The sequence below is a fragment of the Kosakonia sp. H02 genome (assembly GCA_030704225.1).
In the GTDB taxonomy this organism is placed as follows: domain Bacteria; phylum Pseudomonadota; class Gammaproteobacteria; order Enterobacterales; family Enterobacteriaceae; genus Kosakonia.
Genome location: CP131915.1, coordinates 353,024 through 375,653, shown reverse-complemented (window position 1 = coordinate 375,653; position 22,630 = coordinate 353,024). Strand labels below are relative to the sequence as shown.

20 protein-coding genes are annotated in these 22,630 nt (G+C 54.3%); 7 read left to right on the top strand and 13 right to left on the bottom strand.

Annotated elements, in window-relative coordinates; genetic code table 11:
• Positions 1 to 35: 35 nt before the first annotated feature.
• Positions 36 to 1,004 carry an ABC transporter substrate-binding protein gene (locus Q5705_01875; protein ID WLI77335.1) on the bottom strand — a complete coding sequence of 323 codons (969 nt, stop codon included), beginning with the start codon at positions 1,002 to 1,004 and terminating at the stop codon, positions 36 to 38.
• Positions 1,001 to 1,702 (bottom strand): ABC transporter ATP-binding protein, encoded by a 702-nt coding sequence (locus Q5705_01870; protein ID WLI77334.1) that lies wholly within the window; start codon positions 1,700 to 1,702, stop codon positions 1,001 to 1,003. The genes Q5705_01875 and Q5705_01870 overlap by 4 nt, the downstream gene beginning before the upstream one ends.
• Before the next feature lie 209 nt (positions 1,703 to 1,911).
• Here Q5705_01870 and Q5705_01865 point away from each other — a divergent pair, with 209 nt between their 5' ends.
• Both Q5705_01865 and Q5705_01860 read left to right on the top strand, forming a co-directional pair.
• Positions 1,912 to 3,690: a diguanylate cyclase gene (locus tag Q5705_01865; GenBank protein WLI77333.1), complete on the top strand. Its 1,779-nt coding sequence runs from the start codon at positions 1,912 to 1,914 to the stop codon at positions 3,688 to 3,690.
• Between the two features lie 29 nt (positions 3,691 to 3,719).
• On the top strand, positions 3,720 to 4,292 hold the full coding sequence (locus Q5705_01860) for a flavin reductase family protein (GenBank protein ID WLI77332.1): 573 nt from the start codon (positions 3,720 to 3,722) through the stop codon (positions 4,290 to 4,292).
• A gap of 6 nt (positions 4,293 to 4,298) precedes the next feature.
• Here Q5705_01860 and pptA read toward each other — a convergent pair whose 3' ends face one another.
• The 3 genes from pptA to Q5705_01845 are packed head-to-tail and all read right to left on the bottom strand — an operon-like array spanning position 4,299 to position 6,272.
• Positions 4,299 to 4,529: a tautomerase PptA gene (gene pptA / locus Q5705_01855; protein WLI77331.1), complete on the bottom strand. Its 231-nt coding sequence runs from the start codon at positions 4,527 to 4,529 to the stop codon at positions 4,299 to 4,301.
• A 57-nt stretch (positions 4,530 to 4,586) separates the two neighbouring features.
• Positions 4,587 to 5,204: a glutathione S-transferase family protein gene (locus tag Q5705_01850; protein ID WLI77330.1), complete on the bottom strand. Its 618-nt coding sequence runs from the start codon at positions 5,202 to 5,204 to the stop codon at positions 4,587 to 4,589.
• 54 nt (positions 5,205 to 5,258) lie between these two features.
• A complete protein-coding gene (locus Q5705_01845) occupies positions 5,259 to 6,272 on the bottom strand; it encodes a LacI family DNA-binding transcriptional regulator (protein WLI77329.1) in 1,014 nt (337 codons plus the stop codon).
• A 320-nt stretch (positions 6,273 to 6,592) separates the two neighbouring features.
• Between Q5705_01845 and Q5705_01840 the strand changes: the two genes are divergently transcribed.
• Both Q5705_01840 and ansP read left to right on the top strand, forming a co-directional pair.
• Entirely contained in the window at positions 6,593 to 7,789 is a 1,197-nt protein-coding gene (locus Q5705_01840) for an L-talarate/galactarate dehydratase (protein ID WLI78946.1), read from the top strand.
• A gap of 295 nt (positions 7,790 to 8,084) precedes the next feature.
• Positions 8,085 to 9,536, top strand: a complete 1,452-nt coding sequence (gene ansP, locus Q5705_01835) for an L-asparagine permease (GenBank protein ID WLI77328.1) — start codon at positions 8,085 to 8,087, stop codon at positions 9,534 to 9,536.
• A 74-nt stretch (positions 9,537 to 9,610) separates the two neighbouring features.
• Here ansP and Q5705_01830 read toward each other — a convergent pair whose 3' ends face one another.
• Entirely contained in the window at positions 9,611 to 10,108 is a 498-nt protein-coding gene (locus Q5705_01830; GenBank protein ID WLI77327.1) for a cupin domain-containing protein, read from the bottom strand.
• Between the two features lie 232 nt (positions 10,109 to 10,340).
• Here Q5705_01830 and Q5705_01825 point away from each other — a divergent pair, with 232 nt between their 5' ends.
• On the top strand, positions 10,341 to 11,579 hold the full coding sequence (locus Q5705_01825) for an EAL domain-containing protein (protein WLI77326.1): 1,239 nt from the start codon (positions 10,341 to 10,343) through the stop codon (positions 11,577 to 11,579).
• A 259-nt stretch (positions 11,580 to 11,838) separates the two neighbouring features.
• On the top strand, positions 11,839 to 13,404 hold the full coding sequence (locus tag Q5705_01820; protein ID WLI77325.1) for a methyl-accepting chemotaxis protein: 1,566 nt from the start codon (positions 11,839 to 11,841) through the stop codon (positions 13,402 to 13,404).
• 101 nt (positions 13,405 to 13,505) lie between these two features.
• On the opposite strand, the gene Q5705_01815 is transcribed toward Q5705_01820, so the two are convergent.
• Positions 13,506 to 13,985 (bottom strand): carboxymuconolactone decarboxylase family protein, encoded by a 480-nt coding sequence (locus Q5705_01815; GenBank protein ID WLI78945.1) that lies wholly within the window; start codon positions 13,983 to 13,985, stop codon positions 13,506 to 13,508.
• A 92-nt stretch (positions 13,986 to 14,077) separates the two neighbouring features.
• Between Q5705_01815 and Q5705_01810 the strand changes: the two genes are divergently transcribed.
• Positions 14,078 to 15,478 carry a PLP-dependent aminotransferase family protein gene (locus Q5705_01810; protein WLI77324.1) on the top strand — a complete coding sequence of 467 codons (1,401 nt, stop codon included), beginning with the start codon at positions 14,078 to 14,080 and terminating at the stop codon, positions 15,476 to 15,478.
• 182 nt (positions 15,479 to 15,660) lie between these two features.
• Here the strand turns inward: Q5705_01810 and Q5705_01805 are convergent, their stop codons facing one another.
• The 6 genes from Q5705_01805 to Q5705_01780 form a co-directional block, all read right to left on the bottom strand.
• On the bottom strand, positions 15,661 to 16,575 hold the full coding sequence (locus Q5705_01805) for a bestrophin family ion channel (protein WLI77323.1): 915 nt from the start codon (positions 16,573 to 16,575) through the stop codon (positions 15,661 to 15,663).
• A gap of 247 nt (positions 16,576 to 16,822) precedes the next feature.
• Positions 16,823 to 18,274 carry a tagaturonate reductase gene (locus Q5705_01800; protein WLI77322.1) on the bottom strand — a complete coding sequence of 484 codons (1,452 nt, stop codon included), beginning with the start codon at positions 18,272 to 18,274 and terminating at the stop codon, positions 16,823 to 16,825.
• A gap of 210 nt (positions 18,275 to 18,484) precedes the next feature.
• Entirely contained in the window at positions 18,485 to 19,453 is a 969-nt protein-coding gene (locus Q5705_01795) for a sensor domain-containing diguanylate cyclase (protein WLI77321.1), read from the bottom strand.
• Between the two features lie 214 nt (positions 19,454 to 19,667).
• Entirely contained in the window at positions 19,668 to 20,030 is a 363-nt protein-coding gene (locus Q5705_01790; GenBank protein ID WLI77320.1) for a DUF4186 domain-containing protein, read from the bottom strand.
• Positions 20,030 to 20,956 (bottom strand): glutaminase B, encoded by a 927-nt coding sequence (glsB, locus tag Q5705_01785; protein ID WLI77319.1) that lies wholly within the window; start codon positions 20,954 to 20,956, stop codon positions 20,030 to 20,032. The genes Q5705_01790 and glsB overlap by 1 nt, the downstream gene beginning before the upstream one ends.
• Positions 20,957 to 21,016: 60 nt before the next feature.
• Positions 21,017 to 22,606: a methyl-accepting chemotaxis protein gene (locus Q5705_01780; protein ID WLI77318.1), complete on the bottom strand. Its 1,590-nt coding sequence runs from the start codon at positions 22,604 to 22,606 to the stop codon at positions 21,017 to 21,019.
• Between the last annotated feature and the right edge of the window lie 24 nt (positions 22,607 to 22,630).

Below are 22,630 nucleotides of genomic sequence, written 5' to 3'. Positions count from 1 at the left end.
AAGTCCTGAAAAGCGGGGTTGCCCCCGCAGTGGGATTAGTTAGCGAAAAGTGCACTGAAGCGCTTGAGAACCTCGCCGCGCTCGCTGGTGCCGTTGCTTTGGGTCGGCAATATTTTCAGTTCGGTAAACAGCGGGCGTTTGGCTTCGACATCGGTGCGGGCGGGCATCAGCCAGGCGTCGGCGACCATTTTTTGCCCTTCCGGCGACAGCACGTAATCGATAAAGGCTTTGGCATCATCTGCGTGTTGCGTGGTTTTGAGGATCATCATCGGGCGCGGGGCGATCACCGTGCCGCTGGCCGGAAAAATGACTTTCAGGGATTCACCCTGGGCAATATTGCCGTAAGTGACGTAATCGACCGCGCCAAAGACCGCCGCTTTCGCCCCTTGCATCACCGGCGTAACCGCCTGCGCGTTCGGGCCGCTCACCACCATGCCGTTCTTTTTCAGCGCATCGAACAATTGCCAGGCTTTATCGCCCATGCCATTTTGCAGCCCGATCAGCAGATCGAGCGACGCGCCAGAGAGTGCCGGATCCGGCGTAGTGACGTTATCTTTAAAATCGGCAGAGGTGAGATCCTGCCACTCTTTCGGCTCCGGGGTGCCGCTTTTGCTGTTCCAGACAATGCCCAGCGCCGAAATGCCCTGCGCAATATAGTCGGCGCTTTTCAGCGTATCCGGCACTTTTTCGCCATTGGCGCTGGTAAACGGCAGTAACCAGCCGCGATTGTGTAAATCTTCGGCGGTATCCCACGACGCGGAAATAAGAATATCCGCCTGCGGGTTGGCCTGCTCGGCTTCCAGACGCGCCATCACTTTGCCGGTGGTGGCCTGGAAGATATTGACGTTGACGCCGGTTTTTCGCTCAAAGCCACTGGCAAGACTTTTCGCAAGCGTACCCGGCCCGGCGGTGTAAACGGTAAGCGCGTGCGCGCTGGAGAACATCATCGACGACAGCGCCATGGCTAAAGCGACTCCTTTTTTCACGGACAATAAGGCTTTCATGCAGTTTCCCCTGAGGATGAAGTAACGGTTCGGACAGACTCCACGCAGCCGGAGGCTAAATGCACAATGCGGTCGGCAAGCATTTCCGCTTCGCGGCGATCGTGGGTGACATACACGGCGGTCGTACCAAGCTGGCGCAGCAGGCGCGCCATCTCATGACATAAAGATTCGCGCAATGCGCTATCGAGATTGGAGAGCGGCTCATCAAACAGCAGCACGCCGGGTTCAGCGACAATCGCCCGCGCCAGCGCTACGCGTTGCTGCTGCCCGCCGGATAAACCGGACGGTTTACGCTGGGCGAACTCCGCCAGCCCGACTCTTGCCAGCGCCTGCATCACGCGCCGCTCGCGCTCAGCGCGCGGCACATTGCGCATCTTCAGCGGAAAGGCGACGTTTTGCGCCACGCTCATATGCGGCCAGAGGGCGTAATCCTGGAAGACCATGCCGATATCGCGCGTTTCGGGCGGCAGCGACCAGCCGGCTTTCGCCACCAGGCGCGAGCCAAACCAGATTTCGCCGTCTGCCGGTTGCGCCAGACCTGCGAGCAGGCGCAGCAGAGTACTTTTGCCGCAGCCCGACGGGCCAAGCAGCGCAATAATCGTGCCGGGCTGAATATGCAAATCGATATGCCTGAGAACGGTATGCGCGCCGAAGGCGTAAGAAACGCCCTGGAGCCGGATGTCAGTGAATGCGTCCATCAACGCCCTCCTGCGACAGGAAGCCGTTCATCGCACTCACCTGAACAGAAGTCAGGGGAGCAAACATGTTGTTATCCTCTTTGGGATTTGATTGCGGCTGACTATAGGCAGGCTTTGTGACGAAGAAATGACGCTAATATTGCGCGTTGATTTTTAAGGAATGTCTACACTGAAAAGATATCTGTTCTCGATAAATAAAAGGGATTCCTGTGCGGATCGCGACGATAACGAATTTTGCTTATATCGCCACGGTAGTGTTAACGCTCAGTTCCGGCGTCGCGTTATTTATGGCGTCGAACGCAGAACGTAATGAGCGTACGGCGGTAGCGCTAAGCCGCCAGATAGACACGCTCACCGATGAGCTTGAAAAAGAAGCCTGGGCGCTAACGGAACTGGCGCGCGAAGCCGTCATTAAAAGGCTGCCGGAAACGATTCAGAGCTGGAAAACCCGCGCGGAACAAGACATCAGCCTGGAAAACCGGCTGGCCGCCCTGCGTGATACCGGCGCAACTGATGAAGAGTTGCTTATTCTGCGCGATGGCCTTTCCACCCTCGATCAGCTAGTGGATGAGCAGCGTATTGCGCTGGCGGATGTGGAAGCAGGCAAAACCGATGAAGCGATGAACCTGCTGTTCGGCGCCAGCTATGAAGAGCGGCTCTCTGAGACGGAATACCGCTTTGCCCACTTTCGCAGCCTGTCCGATCAGCGCACACAACATGCCATTGCTGAAGCGACCGAGCTCTCCTTGCGCCTGCGCACGCTGTCAGAATTCATGGTCGGGCTGACTGCCCTGCTATTTTTGTTTGTCCTCGGCTTTATTATCAAACACCGAATTTTGCGCCCGGTGGTCACGCTCAGCGATGTGGTGAACCGCCTGGCGACGCAGGATTACAACGTTGAAGCGCCGGTGCTGGCACAGGTGGATGAAATTGGCGATATGGCGCAGGCGATCCACGTGTTTCGTGAAAATGGCCTCGCCCGCCAGCGGCTGGAGCATGAGCGCGATGCCGAGTGGGCAACACGCACGTTACTGGCGCGCATGACGCAGCGTTTGCAGGGCTGTGAGACGCATCATGCCATCGTTCGGGTGATTAGCCGGTTTGCGCCGAAAATTATCCCCGATATGGGCGGGCGGTTGTATCTGCTGGATACGCAAAGCAACCGCATGAAATGCGTCGCCCGTTGGGCGCTGCCGCCGGGTGAAGACGCCCCTTTCGCGCCTGAGAGTTGCTGGGCGCTGAAGCGCGGGCAATTGCACAGCCCCGGTAATGGCATGGTCGATATGCCGTGCGAACATATTTTGCCGGACATCGCCGCGCGGGCGATTTGCGTACCGCTGAATGCGCAAAACAAAAGTATCGGCCTGCTGACTTTTGATAACTACACCCCGGACAAAGAGCCGCCGTATATCTACCTTGAACTGTTGGCGGAAACCCTGGCGCTGGCGTTAGCCAACCAGATCCTGCGCGATACGCTCACCAAAAAAGCCACCTACGATCCTCTCACCGGCCTGCGTAACCGCTACAGTCTGGATGAGACCCTGCGCAGCATGATTGACCAGGCGATGGTGGACAGCACATTGCTCAGTTGCCTGATGCTGGATGTCGATTACTTCAAAAATCTGAACGATCTCCATGGTCATGACGCGGGCGATAAAGTATTACGTGAGCTGGCGCGAGTGATTGGGGATACGCTCGGTGACAGCGGGATTGCCTTTCGCTATGGCGGCGAAGAGTTCTTGCTGATCCTGCCGGATGCGGATGAGATGCGGGCGAAAATGTTCGCCGAAAGGCTGCTGAATAATGTGCTTAAGCACCCGATGTTGTACGAATCGCAGGATATCGGGCCGGTGTCGGTTTCCATCGGGCTGGCAACCTGGCCGCGTCACGCAAGAGCGGATAATCTGGTGCGCGCCGCCGATCTGGCTCTGTATATGGCGAAGGAACAGGGGCGCGGGCAAATTGTGGTCGCCAGACATACCGGGTGATGCCGGTCACTTTTGATAAAGGAAACTTTATGAGTCATTTCCGCCCTGTGGCGTTAGAACACGCCAGCCGCCTGTTAAACCACGGCCCGACCATTATGATCACCAGCCGCGATGAGCAAATCGACCGGCGCAATGTGATGACGGCGGCCTGGTCAATGCCGGTGGAATTTTCCCCGCCGCGTATCGCCATTGTGGTGGATAAAAGTACCTGGTCGCGCGAGCTTATCGAGCGCAGCGGCATGTTCGGCATTGTGGTGCCAGGCGTTGCCGCCACTAACTGGAGCTATGCTGCGGGCAGCATTACCGGGCGCGATGAAGACAAATTTAACTGCTATGGCATTCCGGCGTTTGCCGGGCCGGTGCTGGGCTTACCGGTTGTGGAAGAGAAGTGTCTGGCATGGATGGAGTGCCGTTTGCTGCCGCCGACCGCCGCACAGGAGAAGTACGACACGCTGTTTGGCGAAGTGGTCTCTGCTGCTGCCGATGAGCGGGCGTTTTTCGACGGGCGCTGGCACTTTGATGACGATCAACTGAACACGATTCACCACCTCGGTGGCGGCAATTTTGTCACCAGCGGCAAGCGCATTACCGCCGGTGAATAACCGGCGTTACATGCTGTAGCCGGGCTTTTTGATAAGCTTTTCCATCTGCGGGGCGATTTCGGTATCCCACGCCTGCGCTTTCCACTCTTCCGGGGCAATCTCATTCAGCGCCACGCTGACAGAACTCTCTTTGCTGTCCAGGTGGCGAATAATCACCTCGGTGATGTCCGCCGCCAGAGCGCTTTTCTGCTCATCGTTCAGGTCGCGGGGAAAACATTTGATATCAATGTGCGGCATAGCAAACTCCTTGTGTTAAGAGGTAGTGACAGTAGCACAGCAGCGTGACGCCACTTATCAAATAATGTCGTTACGGTGTAACACCGCCTGCAACTGCGGCAAGGTGCAGACCCTGTCTGCAATGGCGGAGAGCTTCGGCGTATTTTCCCTGAACCACGCCGCACGCGGCCCCCAGGTGCGCATCACGCACAGGTAAATATCGAGCAACGTCAATTGTTCGCCAAAGGCATAAGGCGCGGCCTGCAACTGGCTTTCCAGCCACAAATAGAGGGTTTTCCGGTACGCGGTGCAGCTTTCCCGCAGTTGATCCGGCGCATCTTTCGCCCAGCGTTCGGGGTAATCGGCATAGGTAAACGTGGGGTAAACATTGGCGACCAGCCACACCAGCAGCCGCCAGAACTGCTGGCGCTCGGGCGTGCCTGCTGGCGGGGCAAACTCCGGACGCTGGTCGAGGATCATCAACGCCACGGCGGCGGATTCTGTCATCACGCTGTCATCATCCAGTTGCAGCGTGGGCACCTGGCATAGCGGATTGAGTTTGCGCAGCGCCTCTTGCTGCGGGCCGGGTTGGTCAAAGCCATCAACATCGGTGAATTGATACGGGATCTCTGCCAGCGTCAGCATCACTTCGCTAATTGCCGATCCCCAGCCGGGAACGCCATAAACGGTAATCATAAGGCCACCTCGAAAACAGAGTGAACCCTAAGCTTAGGCCAGTGTGGAGAGAAACTACGCCGATTCCCGCTCAATAAAATGAAAGCCGATATCAATAATCTGCTCGCCCTCGTCGCGGCCTTCTATTCTGTCTGCCAACAGCGTGGCCGCTCGCTGGCCAATAACCTGCCGGTCGACACTCACCGTGGTAATGGCTGGCTGGTTCCCGGCGGCGAAATCGAGATCGCCAAAACCGATCACCGCCACATCCTGCGGGACGCGCAGGCCGCGGGATTGCAGCTCAATAATGGCCCCCTGCGCCAGGGTGTCCGAACTGCAAACGACAACATCAACGTTACCGACGTCGAGCAGTTGCGCTAACCCCTGGCGACCCGAGGTAAAACGTGCCGGCAGCGCCACATCAACGCTGGACGGTTCGGTGATACCGTTACGTGCCAGCACCTCACACAGCCCGGCTTTACGTTGCGCCGCGCGTTTATCCACCGTCCACAGCAAACCGGGCTGGCGATAACCTTTACGCAGCAGATACTCCGCCGTGGCCTGGCCCACTTTTTCATGGGAGAAACCCACCAGCATATCCAGCGGCGTCGGGGTTAAATCCCAGATTTCCACTACCGGCACGTTGGCGTTGAGGATCACTTTTTTCAGATCCGTCGAGTGATGAATGCCCGTCAGCACAATTCCGTCCGGGCGACGGGATAACAGCGCCGCCACCAGTTCCGCTTCCGTTTGTTGGGTGTAACCGGCAACACAAAGCAGCATATGGTAGCCGCGCACCGCCAGTTCATCGCTGATCGCCTGAATAGTATCGACAAACATGTTGTTGTTGATTTGCGGCACCACCACCGCAATCAGTTTGCTGCGTCGCGAGGCTAAACCGCCAGCCAACGCGTTAGGGATATAGCCGGTGGCTTTAACGGCGGCGATCACTTTTTCCACCGTTTTCGGCCGCACCAGTTGCGGTGTGTTAAGCGCCCGACTTACGGTCATTGATGATAATCCTGCGGCACGGGCAACATCTTCAAGCGTCGGCGCGCGCGGTGGCACAGAACGAGTTGGTTTTGACATGGTCGCTCACAGTGAATGAATCAGGTATTCATCGTTATGGGTTTTGGTTTTTGTATTATACGCGCTAATCCATTCATTGCCCTTCTTGCTGCCAAATCAGTGCGTTAACTAACATTTCCGCACATTAATGTTATCGCTATCATTTTTACCCCCTCAACCATCTCTAAAGTGAAACAGTGTGAGGATATTAACAAAACATCCCGTTTCGATCGTTCGTTTTGTGATCGCCTGTACACATTTAACGCTTTATGCTGGTCGCTTTTTGTCGTTGGATCTACAAATGTTAGCGCAAACATTAATATTCTTCACAGGAGCCGATGATGACCTTAAGTGCCAATTCCGATGCCGTGACCTATGCCAAAGCCGCAGGGGCAAAAACTGCCGCCGACACCGGCGACCGAATCGAGTGGATAAAACTCTCCCTCGCCTTTCTGCCGCTTGCCACGCCCGTCAGCGATGCCAAAGTGCTGACCGGTCGCCAGAATCCGCTGACCGAAGTGGCGATCATTTTTGCGGAAATTCGCAGCCGCGATGGTTTTGAAGGCGTGGGTTTCAGCTATTCAAAACGCGCCGGGGGCCAGGGCATTTATGCTCACGCCAAAGAGATTGCCGATAATCTGCTCGGCGAAGATCCGAACGATATCGACAAGATTTACACCAAATTGCTGTGGGCAGGCGCATCTGTCGGGCGCAGCGGTATGGCGGTGCAGGCCATCTCCCCTATCGATATCGCGCTGTGGGATATGAAAGCCAAACGCGCTGGTTTGCCGCTGGCGAAACTGCTCGGCGCGCACCGCGACTCCGTGCAGTGCTACAACACTTCCGGCGGTTTCCTGCATACGCCGCTGGATCAGGTGCTGAAAAACGTCACCATTTCTCGTGAAAACGGCATTGGCGGGATCAAAATCAAAGTCGGCCAGCCGAATACCAAAGAGGATATCCGCCGCCTGACCGCGGTGCGCGAAGCGCTGGGCGATGACTTTCCGCTGATGGTCGATGCGAATCAGCAATGGGATCGCGAAACCGCTATCCGCATGGGTCGCCAGATGGAGAAATTTAACCTGATCTGGATTGAAGAGCCGCTGGATGCGTATGACGTGGAAGGCCATGCACAACTGGCCGCCGCGCTGGATACGCCCATCGCCACCGGCGAAATGCTCACCAGTTTCCGTGAACATGAACAATTGATTCTGGGCAACGCCAGCGATTTTGTGCAGCCGGACGCCCCGCGCGTGGGCGGCATTTCACCGTTCCTGAAAATCATGGATTTAGCCGCGAAGCATGGCCGCAAACTGGCCCCGCATTTTGCCATGGAGGTGCATCTGCACTTGTCTGCTGCGTACCCACTGGAACCGTGGCTGGAGCATTTTGAATGGCTGAACCCGCTATTCAACGAGCAACTGGAACTGCGCGGTGGCCGGATGTATGTTTCTGATCGTCATGGCCTCGGCTTCAGTATCAGCGAGCAGGCCCGCGCCTGGACGCAACTGAGCTGTGAATTTGGCAAGCACCCGTAATAAAGTTCTTTTTATTGCCGACGGTTGTTTCTGTTGCATTTTTCGCCATTGCAAATCATTTATTCTGCTTAACCCGGGTGACTTCACAATTTCCGCTTATAGTGCTGCGTTGATCGGTGTGTATGTTTTGCGTCATTTCCTGATTGCGGGTAGGATGCTGCGCCATGTTGTGTCTTATCCATACGTAGAAACACTGGAAAGACAGAGCGTTTAGCCAGCGGCGCAATCGTTTGGTTTTTTTTTGCGCCGCTGCTTGAGAAATTCCGCAAGGTTCAGACAGGTAACAGGTAAAGCAATGAAAACAGACAACAGCGTCTCGGAGCATCACGCGGCGAAACGTCGCTGGCTCAACTCTCATGAAGAGGGCTACAGCCGCGCGATGGGTAATCGCCAGGTGCAAATGATCGCCATTGGCGGTGCAATCGGTACAGGTTTATTTTTGGGCGCAGGTGCCCGGCTGCAAATGGCGGGGCCATCACTGGCTATCGTCTATCTCGTTTGCGGTATTTTCTCCTTCTTTATTCTGCGCGCGCTGGGCGAACTGGTGTTACATCGCCCTTCCAGCGGCAGTTTCGTCTCTTATGCCCGCGAGTTTCTCGGTGAAAAAGCCGCCTATGTGGCGGGCTGGATGTATTTCATCAACTGGGCGATGACCGGGATTGTTGATATCACCGCCGTTGCGCTCTATATGCACTACTGGGGCGCGTTTGGTGATGTGCCGCAGTGGGTCTTCGCGCTGGGTGCGCTGGCCATTGTCGGCACCATGAACATGATAGGCGTAAAGTGGTTTGCCGAGATGGAGTTCTGGTTTGCGCTGGTAAAAGTGCTGGCGATTGTAGTTTTTCTTGTGGTCGGGACCGTTTTCCTCGGCACCGGTAAACCGCTGGATGGCAACAGCACCGGCTTCCATTTGATTACCGATAATGGCGGTTTCTTCCCGCACGGTATGATGGCCGCGCTGGTGTTAGTCCAGGGCGTGGTATTTGCCTTTGCTTCGATCGAGCTGGTCGGTACGGCGGCCGGGGAGTGTAAAGATCCGCAGACCATGGTGCCAAAAGCGATCAACAGCGTTATCTGGCGTATTGGTCTGTTCTATGTTGGCTCCGTAGTGTTGCTGGTGTTGCTGCTGCCATGGAACGCCTACCAGGCGGGGCAAAGCCCGTTTGTGACTTTTTTCTCTAAACTGGGTGTGCCGTATATCGGTGACATTATGAATATCGTGGTGTTGACCGCCGCGCTCTCCAGCCTGAACTCCGGGCTGTACAGCACCGGTCGTATTCTGCGTTCAATGTCGATGGGCGGTTCTGCGCCGAAATTTATGTCGAAAATGAGCAGCCACCATGTGCCGTACGCAGGCATTCTGGCGACAATCTGCGTCTATATTGTCGGCGTGTTCCTGAACTATCTGGTGCCATCGCAGGTATTTGAAATTGTACTGAACCTCGCCTCGCTGGGAATTATCGCCTCCTGGGGCTTTATCGTGGTGTGCCAGATGCGCCTGCGCAAAGCAATTCACGAAGGCAAAGTGGCGGATGTGAGCTTCAAAATGCCGGGTGCGCCGTTTACTTCCTGGTTGACGCTGCTGTTTCTGCTCAGCGTGCTGGTGTTAATGGCGTTCGATTACCCGAACGGCACTTTTACCATCGGTTCAATTCCGCTGATTGCGGTGGTGTTGTTTGCTGGCTGGTTTGGCGTGCGTAAACGCGTGAACGAAGTGCACAGCACCGCGCCGTCGGCGAAACCGTAACAACATGCCTGGCGCTGACGCTTATCCGGCCTGAAATTCACCAGGTCTGATAAGCGCAGCGCCATCAGGAAAATTCACGCCTCTCCTTCCCAGTAATCGACATCGTCGCCGCGAAACCCCACCTTTCTGAACGCTTCGCGCCCTGCATGATGTGCTTTGACCAGAAATTTATCGGCATCAGGATATTCACAGATTTCCGGGCTTTCCTGCGTACTGATGGAGAGATAGCGTAAAGGTTGATCCGAGGTGTTGATAATCTGATGCGGCCACGCTTTGCCCGGTGGAATACAAATCACATCGCCCTCATGAATGGCGCGCTCTTCATCCCCTATCCGCAACGTCCCGCCCCCGTTAAGCACGATAAACATCTCTTCCTGCGCGTGATGCAAATGAAACGGGCATGCGCGTTTGCCCGGCGGCAGAATATCAATCGATGCGCCCAATTTGCTTGCAGTCGTGCCTTTAGTTAGCGAGCCACCCCGTGATTCGTACAGCGGTGGGCGCGCAAAATTTTCCATTTCGATGGTATTAAAGTTCAGGATCACAAACGGTTGCCGGGTTTTCTCAGTCATAATTTTTCCTGAAATAAATGTCGTTTTTTGTTGGCCTGATAAGCGTAGCGCCATCAGTGCCTGGTGGTGGCGAAAATCTCACCTTCTGCGCACCTTGTTTTGCTGTCCTGAATTTTTAGCAATAAATGTGATTTTTTTAGCGCCAGGCACACGGTTCCGATAGCCAGTATGTGTTATTAACCTTTATATTTGGAAAACTTATACAAAAAGTACGCGATGCACGAGGTGGTGAATGTATTCTTTTGTGGCCAGACAGGCGATCTTTGATAACCAATTGAACACCGTCGGTTACGAACTCCTTTTTCGCAACAGCATGGATAACCGTTTTCCGGATGTCTCTGCCGAGCAAGCCACCACTCAACTTATCGAAGAGCAATTTCTCAGTGCACCGGTCGGGCGTAAAAATGATCCCAGCACGGTGTATGTCAATTTCCCTTACCAACTGCTGGTTGAAGGCCTGGCTGAAACCCTGCCGAAAGATCGCGTGGTGATCGAAATCCTTGAAGACGCAAAGCCAGACAAGCCATTGCTGGAAACCGTAAAACGGCTGCACACGCTGGGTTTTCGTATCGCGCTAGATGATTTTTCTCCCGGCAGTGAGTGGGATGCGTTTATGCCTTATATCGATGTGATCAAATTTGATATAAGGAAATCCCCACGCGAAGAGATTGATAATTATATTCGCGCCCACCGTGAATCATTGCGCCATGCGGTTTTACTGGCTGAGAAAGTTGAAACCTACGACGAATTCGACGCGTTCAAAAAAATGGGTTTTCATCTGTTTCAGGGCTATTTTTTCAGCAAGCCGGTGGTCACCCGACGAAATAAACTGGTGCAAAACCGCGCCTTCGCACTGGAATTAATGCAGGAAGTCAACATTGAATCACCGAATTTAAATAAAATTGAAGAGTTGTTAAAACGCGACGTCTCACTCTCTTTTAAAATCATGCGCTACGCGCAAAACATCTTATACAACACGCGCGGTATCAGCGGTTTTCGTAACCAGTCTTTACGGGACATTGTGGTTTATCTCGGTATCAACGAAATGCGCCGTTTTGTGCTGGTTGCCTGTCTGACCTCGTTTGAGCATGTCGGCAATACCGAAATCTACTATCTGAGCCTGATCCGCGCCAAATTTTGTGAACTGGTGGCAGCACGCACATCTTCGAACAATGTTGCCAACGACGCTTTCCTGGTGGGGCTTTTCTCCCTGCTCGATGTGATCCTCGGCCTGCCGCTGGAAGAGTTACTGGAGCAAATTTCCGTCTCGTCGGAAGTGGCAACCGCGCTGGAGAAAGAGCGCGGTGAACTCTACCCGTATGTGCACCTTGCACGCCTGTATGAACAACGGATGTGGGAAGAAGCCAGTGATGTGGCACATGAAATTGGTTTGCCCTACTCGTCGATTTCAGAGTTAATGAACCAGGCGACAAAATGGGCGGATGAATTACCCCTGACGCTAACGCATTAATTCTCTGCGTGGTAGCAACGTGCGCAGGGAATAATTAACGCATGATTTCCAAATCAACATGAAACATTATTTCAATCTTTGATTCTCATTTTAACAACATTAGCTAACGCCTTCTTTTACTTAATCAAAATCCATTTTATCCAGGCGGTTCCTCTAAAATAAATCCGTGCAATATGTGATGGAGATCATATTTATCACTCAAACATTCAGCAAACTTTGCCGTTATTAATAATACCGTTCTTTTTATAGCTGTAGGATTATGAAAAAAATAGCGCAAGCCACCGTATTAATGAAACTGCTCGTCGGTTTTTCTATTCTGATTGTGATGATGTTGCTGTTAGGATCCGTCGCCATTTACCAACTCAACGCCAGCAATCAACATGTTGAGAAGTTCCGAGAAAACCGAATGCCCGGTGTTCGTTACACTCTTGAAATGCGTGGCGTATTAGCCGAAATGCGTTTGCAACAAGTCCAGTACACCACTTCCACCACCCCCGCTTCACTCGACCAACACCGCGGCGAATTGCTGCAAAACCAGGCCACATTCCTTAACGCGCAACAGCAGTACGCAAAAATCGCTGCCGATGAACCGCAAGAGATGCGTGCGCTGTTTGCAACCGTGGTCGATAACTTCAAAAACTTTGTTGATGTAAACGCCAAAGTGATCGAAGCCATGAACCGGGGCGACGCAGAGGAAGCCGCGAAAATCAGCGGCGCGGTGTCGGCAAAATACCGCACACAGTTGATGAAGGATCTGGCAACGCTGGTGGATATGGAAGTGGCCATTGGTGATAAGGCCGGTGAAGCGACGCAGGCGGGTTATCGCCAGGCACTCTGGCTGCTGAGCGGTTTACTGCTGCTGGCGTTGATTGCCACCGGCGTGATTGCCCTGTTTATCTCCCGCAACCTGGCGCGTCAGTTGGGCGGTGAGCCGGCCTATGCAGTGTCGATTATGAAAGCCGTCGCTGCCGGAAAACTGGGTACCAATGTGAATTTGCGCGAGGGTGACAGCCAGAGTCTGCTGGCAACCGTTAAATTTATGAACAGCCAACTGGCCGAGATTATTAAAGGCATTATCGACGGTAGCGAGTCCATCTCCCACGCCGCCGGTGAAATCTCTGAAGGCAATAACGATCTGTCGCAACGCACCGAGGAACAGGCCGCATCGCTGGTACAAACCTCGTCGAACATGCAACAGATTACGGAAAACGTGAAGAGCAATGCCGAGAATGCGCGCAAAGCGAGCGACCTGGCGCGTCAGACATCAGAAACCGCAGTCAAAGGCGGTAGAGAAGTCGATGACATGCTGAAAGGCATGCATGAAATCTCTGACAGCTCGCAGAAAATTGTCGACATCATTTCCGTAATCGAAGGAATAGCCTTCCAGACCAATATTCTTGCACTGAACGCCGCCGTGGAAGCCGCGCGTGCCGGCGAGCAAGGTAAAGGTTTTGCCGTGGTCGCTGGCGAAGTGCGTAATCTGGCGCAGAAAAGCGCCGATGCTGCGAAGGAGATCAAACAGTTGATTGAAGGCACGGTCGATAAAATTACCGACGGTTCGCGCTATGCCGATACCGCCAGCCGGGCGATGGAAGAGATTGTGAATTCGGTAAATAAAGTGACCGATATTGTGGCCGAGATCTCTGCCGCCTCTACCGAGCAGCATCAGGGGATTAAAGAGATTAGCGTCGCTATTGATCAAATGGACCAGGTCACACAGCAGAACGCGACGTTGGTGGAACAAGCTGCCGTCGCCGCGCAGTCGATGACCGAACAGAGCGAAATGTTGCGCGACTCTGTGCGTTTCTTTCAGTTAGCGCATTAATTCGCTTCCCTGCCCGCCACCCGGTGTTTTGCCGGGTGGCACTGCGTTTACCCGGACTACAAACGCCTCATATTGCAGCGCCATTGGGCATTATGCTGCCATTACTCCAGGTGCGCACGATCCAGACCGTAGGCTTTATCCAGTGCGCCCGGCACGGTTTGCGACAAAATCATCAATCGGTTCCATGTGTTAATAATGGCAATCGCAAAGGCCAGTTCAGATAACTCCACCTCGCTAAAATGCTCACGCGCGTCGCGATAGACATCATCCGTTACACCGTGCTCGGCTGGTCGGGTTAATGCCTCGGTCAGCGCCAGCGCTGCTTTTTCCTTTGCGCTAAACAGCGGCGATTCGCGCCAGATTGCCACATGGTAAAGACGCAACTCGCGCTCCCCCTGCAATTTGGCCTGTTTCACGTGCATATCCAGACAGAAAGCGCAGCCGTTAAGCTGAGAGGCGCGGATATCCACCAGGTTCTTAAGCATGATATCCAGGCTACTGTTATGGGAAGCCTGGCTAGTATCGGACAAGGTTTTCATAAGAGAAGGAACAGTCTGGAAAAGATTGATGCGGGTGCTCATAGTCATTTACCTCGTTTATCGTTTCAATAGAGGCTATATTACGGGCTTATGTCGCAGCGAAAAGATGCAAAACAGAAGAATAAAGGTAGGACATGAAACCGGGGTATAAAGCCATCTATGAACAGTATCGCCACAGCATCGCCAGCGGCTTGCTGAAGCCCGGTGAAAAAGTCCCTTCCGTGCGCGTGCTGGCCAGTGAAATCGGCGTGGCGCGTAAAACGGTCGAAACAGCGTGGGCGCTGCTGGTCGGTGAAGGCTATCTGGTCAGCCAGGGCGCGCGCGGTACAAGAGTTAATCCTGATTTGCTGCTGCCAAAACTCGCTTTGCCGCGTGCTGAAAGCGAAACAGCAGCATCGCCACGGCTTATCAACGAGACCTTACGCGATCAAACCGGCTTTTTACGCCTCGGCATCCCGTCGCTGGACGCCTTTCCTTATAAAAAATGGCTGCTATTGAGCGGTAAGGCCGTGCGATCAATGCAGCCCGTTGAGATGACTAATCCGCCGCTGCTGGGCTATATGCCGCTGCGCGAAGCCATCGCGCAGTACGTGAATATTTCGCGTGGATTGTCCTGCACACCAGAACAAATCTTCATCACCAGTGGGTACAACCATAGCCTGCGGCTGATCCTTAACACACTCACATCAACCCCTGACAAAGTGCTGTTTGAAGATCCTGGCTATTTTCTGGGCCAGCAAGTGCTCAAACGCGCGGTACAACAACTGCACTATGTCCCGGTCGACTGTGACGGGCTGGATGTTGATTATTTGCAGCAATACCATGCTGATGCCCGTCTGCTTTTTGTGACACCGTCACATCAAAGCCCCCTCGCCGTTACCCTTTCGCTGCCGCGTAAGCACCAGTTGCTGCAATGGGCGCAGCAAAACAATAGCTGGATTGTGGAAGATGATTACGATGGTGAATTCCATTACACCCGCAAAGTGTTACCGGCGCTGAAAAGCCTGGATGTGCACGACCGGGTAATTTATATGGGCACTTTCAGCAAGACCGTGATGCCCGCGCTGCGCATCAGCTACCTGGTAATGCCGCGATCTACGCTGGGGCAGTTTCGCGAAACCGCAGAACTCACCGAGAGCGGCCAACCCGTACTGACGCAGAAAATCCTCGCCGCCTTTCTCGGTGAAGGCCATTTTTATAAACACCTGAAGAAGATGCGCAGCCTTTATTCTCAACGCCGAAAGATGATGCTGTCAGCGCTGGATCAGGTTTTTCCGGGTGTATTTAAGGTTGAAGTCAGCGATGGCGGAATGCATATCATCGCTTTTCTGCAAAGCAGCACACAGGATGTCGAACTGGCGCACCTCTGGCAGCGGCATCAGTTACAGGTCAGCCCGCTGTCGCGCTGGTATAACCAAACCCGCAAGCGTTACGGGTTAATTATTGGCTACACCAATATCAGGACGTTTGAAGAAGCCGTTGCGCTGTTGCAGCGTCCGGCGGTGGAAACAGCGGCGCTGCTCAGCACAACATAGCGGGATCACGGCAAGCTGCTGACGAAAGAGAGATCCCACGCCGTAGCGAGAAGTGATAAGCCGACGACCAGCGTCAGCGCTAAGGATAAGGTTTTATCGGACTTTTCCATCGAATGTCCCCCCTGTAGAGTACGTTTCGCCAGTAGAGTGAAAAGTCTTACGGCTTTACGCTTATGTGAAGTTTAGGTTAATTGATAGTTTTTGTCCGGTGTCATTTTGTGCGGAAGTTCTTCCGCGTCCACCATCTGCAATAAATCGATTTCGATAGCGTTACACATTGCATCCAGCGGCAGGTCGTTATCCTCTTCGCCGAAGGGATCTTCCAGCTCTTCCGCCAGCGTATCCAGCGAGATAAAGGTGTAGGAAATAAGCACGGAGATAAACGGCGTCATAAAGTGCAAATCCACCACTAATGCAAACGGCAACATAATGCAGAACAGATAAACCGTGCGGTGCAGGATCAGCGAATAGGCAAACGGCAACGGCGTGTTAAAGATACGTTCACAACCGGCAAGTACTGCGGACATATCATGCAGGCGCTGGGTAATGCTGTGAAACATGATGTCTGATAACGCGCCCTGCGCGCGCCGTTCCCCCAACCACCCGGCCATCAATAATAAAATGCGGTTCGCAGGCGAATGCGCGTTCAGCACCAGCTGCCGCTCTGGCGTGGTTAAGTATTTCGATAAAATTTCACCCTGCGGCTTGCGCCTGAGCGTCATGCGCAATGCGTGGGCAAAGGCGATTTGCAGGCGAATAAAATGGGGCAGATCGCCATCATCCGGCAGCGTCGTTTTTACTTCCCGCAGTAACGAACGCGAGGCAATCATTAATTGTCCCCATAACAACCGCGCTTCAGAGTAGCGGGCGAAACAGGCGTTGTTACGAAAACCAAGGAAGATAGCAATAGCAACGCCGAGAATGCTGAATGGCGCAACCGTCAGTTTGATACCAAGCGAGGTATACCAGGGCAGCATCCAAATCACGGCGACAGAAAGCAGAAAATTCATGGTGAGCCGTGAGGTGATTTTCGGTAGCACGGAACCGTGCCAGACAAAGAGACGAGCAAGCCAGTGTTGTTGGGGTCGGACAATCATGTTGAGTTACAGGCAAAGAGAACGCAGTGGCTATTAAACGTGATCCAAGTCACAGTTGCAAGTTTGCTAATAAATTGTGACGAAGATTCGCCCTGCCTGACGAGGTGTGGTGCAGAGGTTGCTGAAACCTGTTATACAACTATTTAATAGTATGTTGTAACTAGTATATTTATTGCTGGATGGCGTTAACGTGTTGTCCGGCCTACAGGGCATCGCTGCCTGCTTGTAGGCCGGAAACGCTATGTCATTAGCAGAGCGGTTTTACCGCTTCGCGCATACCGCGCAGCAAAATAGCATCCAGATCCAGCGAAACCTGCTCAACCAGGCCAGACACTTTGCTCAGATCCTGCTCCCAGTGATCGCTCACGGACAACACCGCCTTCACCAGTTCGCTGGTGCTAAGCTGGCGATCGTTATGCTGGTTCCACAACTGCTGATAACGCTCAATCCAGTGCGCATCATCCTGCACCGGGTAGCTCTCGCCGTTACGCTCACCGCGATAAAACGCAATTAACGCGGCCAGGGCAAACGTCAGGCGTGCAGGCAATTTACCGTTGGCTTTCTGCCCTGCCAGCAGTTGCGGCAGAATGCGGGTGCGGAATTTGGTCATGCCGTTCAGCGCAATAGAGAGCAATTGATGTTTGATGTACGGGTTGCGAAAACGCCCGGTTACCGCGCTGGCGAACGATTCCAGCTCATCACGCGGCAGATCCAGCACCGGAATAATCTCTTCGTAAATCGCTTTCTCAACAAATGCACAGATTTCCGTGTCATTCATCGCTTCACCGACGGTATCCAGACCGGCCTGGAACGCCACCGGTACCAGCGCCGTATGCGCGCCGTTGAGGATCGCCACCTTACGCTCTTTGTACGGCTTGATATCGTCAACAATCAGCACGTTCAGCGGGAATTTATCAAGACGCAATTCAGACGCCAGCGATTTCGGCCCCTGAATCACAAACAAATAGAAGTGTTCAGCGGTGTCCAGGAAGGTGTCGCGGTAACCCAGTTCTGCTTCCAGTGTCGCCACTTCATCACGCGGGTAACCGGTTACGATGCGGTCCACCAGCGTTGAACAGAAAGCGTTTGCCGCATCCAGCCACTGGGTAAATTCCGCGCCCAGCGCCCATTCCTGAGCATAACGCAGCACCAGTTCACGCAGCGCATCACCGTTGTAATCGATAAGTTCACACGGGATGATCACCCAGCCTTTATCCGCCGCGCCAGAGAAGTGAGTGAAACGTTCAAACAGCAGTCGGGTCAGTTTTGCCGGATAGCTTACCGCCGGGGCATCGTCGAATTTGTCGCCCGCGTGGTAGCTAATGCCCGCTTCGGTGGTGTTAGAGAAAACGAAACGGATATCCGGGTTATGCGCCAATTTCAGGAACTCGTCATACTGCGCATAAACGCTGATTTCACGGTTAACGGAGCGGATAAGACGCGCATCGCTGACCGCTTCGCCCTGCTCGTTCAGGCCGCGGATAATGGTGGTGTAAAGGCCATCCTGGGTGCTTAAGGAAGGCGGAAAATCACTCTGGATCGGGCGAACAACGACCACACCGGCGTTCAGGTCGGTGTGTTCATTCAGCAGATCGATTTGCCAGTCGACAAAAGCGCGCAAAAAGTTCCCTTCGCCAAACTGAATGATACGTTCTGGATATTCAGCGCCGGGAAAGTTGCGACGGTTTAATGTGTTCACAGTGGGTTCCTTTTTTGATTAGTCATACAACCTGGGAAGATTGGTGTGATAACTTACCAGACTTTACGACCATGAAACCCTGTTTTGATCAAAATGGGATGGCTTATTGGTGGTGATTATAAGAGCGTAGGAAAAATTGTCGTGCCCGTCACAGTTTCGTGCGATCCAGGCCGCCCGGACGCGGCCAAAACCATAGGATTTTGTGATGATTCAACGGCCCCGGTTGTTTTGCGTTTTCATGGCGTACATCTTCTGATCCGCCTCTTTCATCCAGGCGCGCAGATCGTCTTTTGTCGCATGATCGAATTCGCTCACGCCCCAGGAAAAGCCCAGTTGCCAGGGTTTACCGGATTGCTGATTCCACGCCTCAACTTGTTCTACCAAATGCTGCATGGCAATCCACGCACCCTGCTCATCGGTGTCGGAAAAGACAATAGCGAACTCATCCCCGCCGTAACGCACCCGCAAATCTGCTTCGCGCAGGCTGGCGGTCATCACCGTCGCCATCGCTTTCAGGGCTTCATCGCCTTCACCATGTCCGTAGGTGTCATTGATTTCTTTGAAGTTATCGAGATCGATCCATGCCAGCGTTAACGGCTCGGCGCGACGGCGTGCGCCCACAATGGCGAACTTCGCCAGGTTGTCGAAACCACGGCGGTTAAACAAGCCGGTCAACTCATCGGTGGTAGCTGCACTCATCACCTCGAACTCATCTTCGACAATCATGGCAAAGTCTTTCAGGCTATCGAGTTCAGAGGCGTCAAAGCCCCGCACTTCCCGGTCGATCAGACAGAAAGAACCAACCACCGCGCCATCGGGAAGACGCAGCGGATGACCGGCATAAAAACGCAGATGCGCGTCACCGGTCACCAGCGGGTTGCCCGAAAAACGGTCATCGAGGGTTGCATCTTCAATGATCATTGGGTCTTCACACAAAATGGCATGACCGCAGAAAGAGATTTTGCGCGGCAGGGCATCTTTCGGAAAACCTTCGCTGGATTTGAAATGCAGCGTGTCTTCATCGACCAGCGTAATTAACGCTGCGGGAACATTGAACAGGCGTTTCGCCAGCCGGGTTAACCTGTCCAGACGTTCCGTGACGCCGCCTTCAAGAAGGCCAGAATCATGCAACGACGCCAGGCGTTTTGCCTCATTCGCGGGAATTGCAGGAATTTTCATAGAGTGTCGTTCTCATCATTCTTGGGCTGTTTTCCGCAAGGAATAATCGAAGAAACCCGTCGATCTATTCATGGGATACAGCATATAGCGTAGCCTATTCACCACGATTGTCAGTGTGACGAAAAGCGGAGTTTACCATGAGTCGCCTGAATGATTAATTGTCCTGCGCCACAGGGGCACTAAACGACTCCGGGACGCGGTGTTGCGCAGGCGTTCAGCGCGGTGAATTCATCTGGATAACCAGCCAGTGGTAAATAACATCAACGATATACTGCTGCTGCGAGGCCGTTAAAGGTTGCCCGTGCGGGATAGCGTGCCACTTCTCCAGGCAGCCACGACAGCAGGTGGCGGTGGCATGTTGGGCGATAAAGACCGGATGCCCGCGCATGGGTGTTTGCTTGCCGTCGTTTTGCGGCTGCGCCGGAGCCAGCCGCCGGGCGACAAAATCCGCCGCGTGCGAAGCAATCACGTCTGCGCCTTTATCCAGGCAGTATTGCCGCTCTTTTACGCCAAGGCGAAAGCGGGAACGAAACGTCGAGCGCCCGAGGCGCGCAAAAAGAGGGTCAAAATCTGCCATTAATAGACCGATCTCCCGAGGCGTTGCGTCAGTGCTTCCAGCAGCGCAACACCGGCCAGTGAGTTGCCCGCCTCGTCCAGTTCCGGGCTCCAGACCGCAATGGCCATCTCGTGCGGCACAATCGCCACAATACCGCCGCCAACGCCAGATTTTGCCGGTAAACCGACGCGCCAGGCAAACTCACCGGCGTTCTGATACATGCCGCTGGTTGCCATCAGCGCGTTGATCTGCCGCGCCTGCAATGCTGAGACTAGCGGGCTTGCCAGATGCGCGACCTGCCCGCCCTGCGCCAGAAACAGAAACGTGCGCGCCAGTTCGGCACAGCTCATCTTCAGCGCACAGTAATGAAAGTAGTTTTGCAACACGGTGGAGACATCGTTATGGAAATTGCCAAATGACTTCATCAGCCAGGCAATGGCGGTATTGCGGGCAGCGTGTTCGAATTCGGAGCGAGCCACGGCAGTTTCGTAGGTGATATCCGGCGTGGCGGAGAGGTTGCGCACAATCTCCAGCATGCGCTGGCGCGGTGCGCTAAGGCGGCTTTGCAGCATATCGCAGACCACCAGCGCCCCGGCGTTAATAAACGGGTTGCGCGGTTTACCTTGCTCGATTTCCAGTTGCAACAAGGAGTTAAACGGCTGCCCGGAGGGATCTTTGCCCACCCGCGCCCAGATCTCCTCTTCGGCGTAGTGGTTCATTGCCACCACCAGACTGAGCACTTTTGAAATCGACTGAATGGAGAAGCGCTCCCCGGCATCGCCCGCCTGGAAGTGCTCTCCGTTGACGGTGCTGACAGCAATACCAAGTTTGTTGCCGCTGATTGCAGCCAGCGCCGGGATATAATCCGCAACCTTACCGCGCCCCAGCAGCGGGCGGACCTGGGCCACTATCGCCTCCAGTACGCCATTATCCATCACCGATGCCACGCTCACTCCTCGCCCACAGGCCAAAACGGCCTGCGAGTATATCAGAGCTGTTTTGCTGCGTCAGGCGGGCAGACGAAAACGCGCCACCGCTTGCATCAACGCCTGGGAGTCATGATGCAGTTGGTCAGACGCGGCGGTAGCCGTGGTGACCAGCTCACCGGTGCGACGCGCAACGCTGTTCAGGGAGTGTAAGCGGCGGGTCATTTTGTGGATACTTTCTCCCTGGCTGAGGGTCGCCGCCGAAATCTCACTTAACACGCCGCTAAGATGCCCGACCAGACCCGTCACCTGTTGCAGGTTATCTTCGAGGCGGCTCACGGCGTGGCTCCCTTCATTGATTCCCTGTAGCGAGTGGTTAATCAGTTGCTGAATGGTTTGCGTCGAGTGGCTGCTCTTGCGCGCCAGCAGTCCCACCTCTTTGGCGACCACCGCAAAGCCTCGCCCGTGATTACCTGCATGCGCGGCTTCAATGGCGGCATTGAGCGCCAGAATATTGGTCTGGAAGGCGACGCCATCAATCAGTGCGACAATATTGCGCATCTCCGACGATCGATCGACGATTTCACGCATTGACTGATTCACGGTATCCATCATCCGATCGCCACCGGCGGCAACTTCCCGGGCTTCATCGGCCTGTTGACGGGCCAGCTCGGCAAAACCGGTGCTGCCTTCAACATGGGATTCCAGCGTGGCGATATGCTCGGTCACATCCGTCAGTTCCTGTGCCTGTTTTGCCGACTGTTGATACAGCGACTGGTTACCTTGCGCCAGGTGACTAATGGTATCGACCATCGAGGATGTCGCGTCGCTGACCTGCATCACCAGTTGTTGCAGCCCCTGCTGCATAGTGCCGACACTCAGCCCAAGCTGGTCTATTTCCCGGTTAAAGCGCTGAACCGGCGGTAACGGCGTGCCAAGATCGCCCGCGGCGAGAATATTGATATGGGCAATCAATTTACGCAGCGGAGTGATCACCCAGCGTGACATGCCGAACCACACCAGAAGCGCAATCACCACCAGCAGCGCGGGCACCAGCATAAATACCTGTTGCAAGCGCGTCAGGCTGGACAGCAATGCCTGGCGCCCGTGCTCGGCGCGCTGTTCGCTGGCCTGCTGGAAACGGGCGTAATTGTCGTTGAAATCGGCCTGAAATGCCTGCGCCGGTACGGCGAAAAAAGCGTCGATGGATTGCGTTTTGACCAGCCCGTCAGCCTGCTCTTTCAGCGCACCATAAAACATCTGGTAACTGTTAATCAGCCCTTCGTCTTTCGGCGGGTTCAGCGCCAGCCACGCCTGCCAGGCTTTTTGCGACGCCATAAGCGCCTGGTGTGTTTCATCCATCAGGCTGTGCCAGCTACCCTCTGAACCGGTCTCTTTATCTTGCATAAAATAGACCCCGGCCCGGTTGAGCAGGTCGCTGGCGGTCAGCAGCGCAATGCGGGCTTCATCCACCCGCACCTGTTGCAAATGTGCCTGCTGGTTGAGTTGTTCGTTGTGCTGCGCGCTACGTAATGACGCAGAGAGGACAAATGAGGAGGCGATTTGCAGTGCGGAGAACAAGCCAATGATGCAAAAGATCCCGGCTAACAACCCAAACTGCCGTGGGGAGAGTCGCCGGAACGCCCGGCGAAAAATTTGTGTTAAGTTCATGATATTCTTCTGTAACCACCAAGT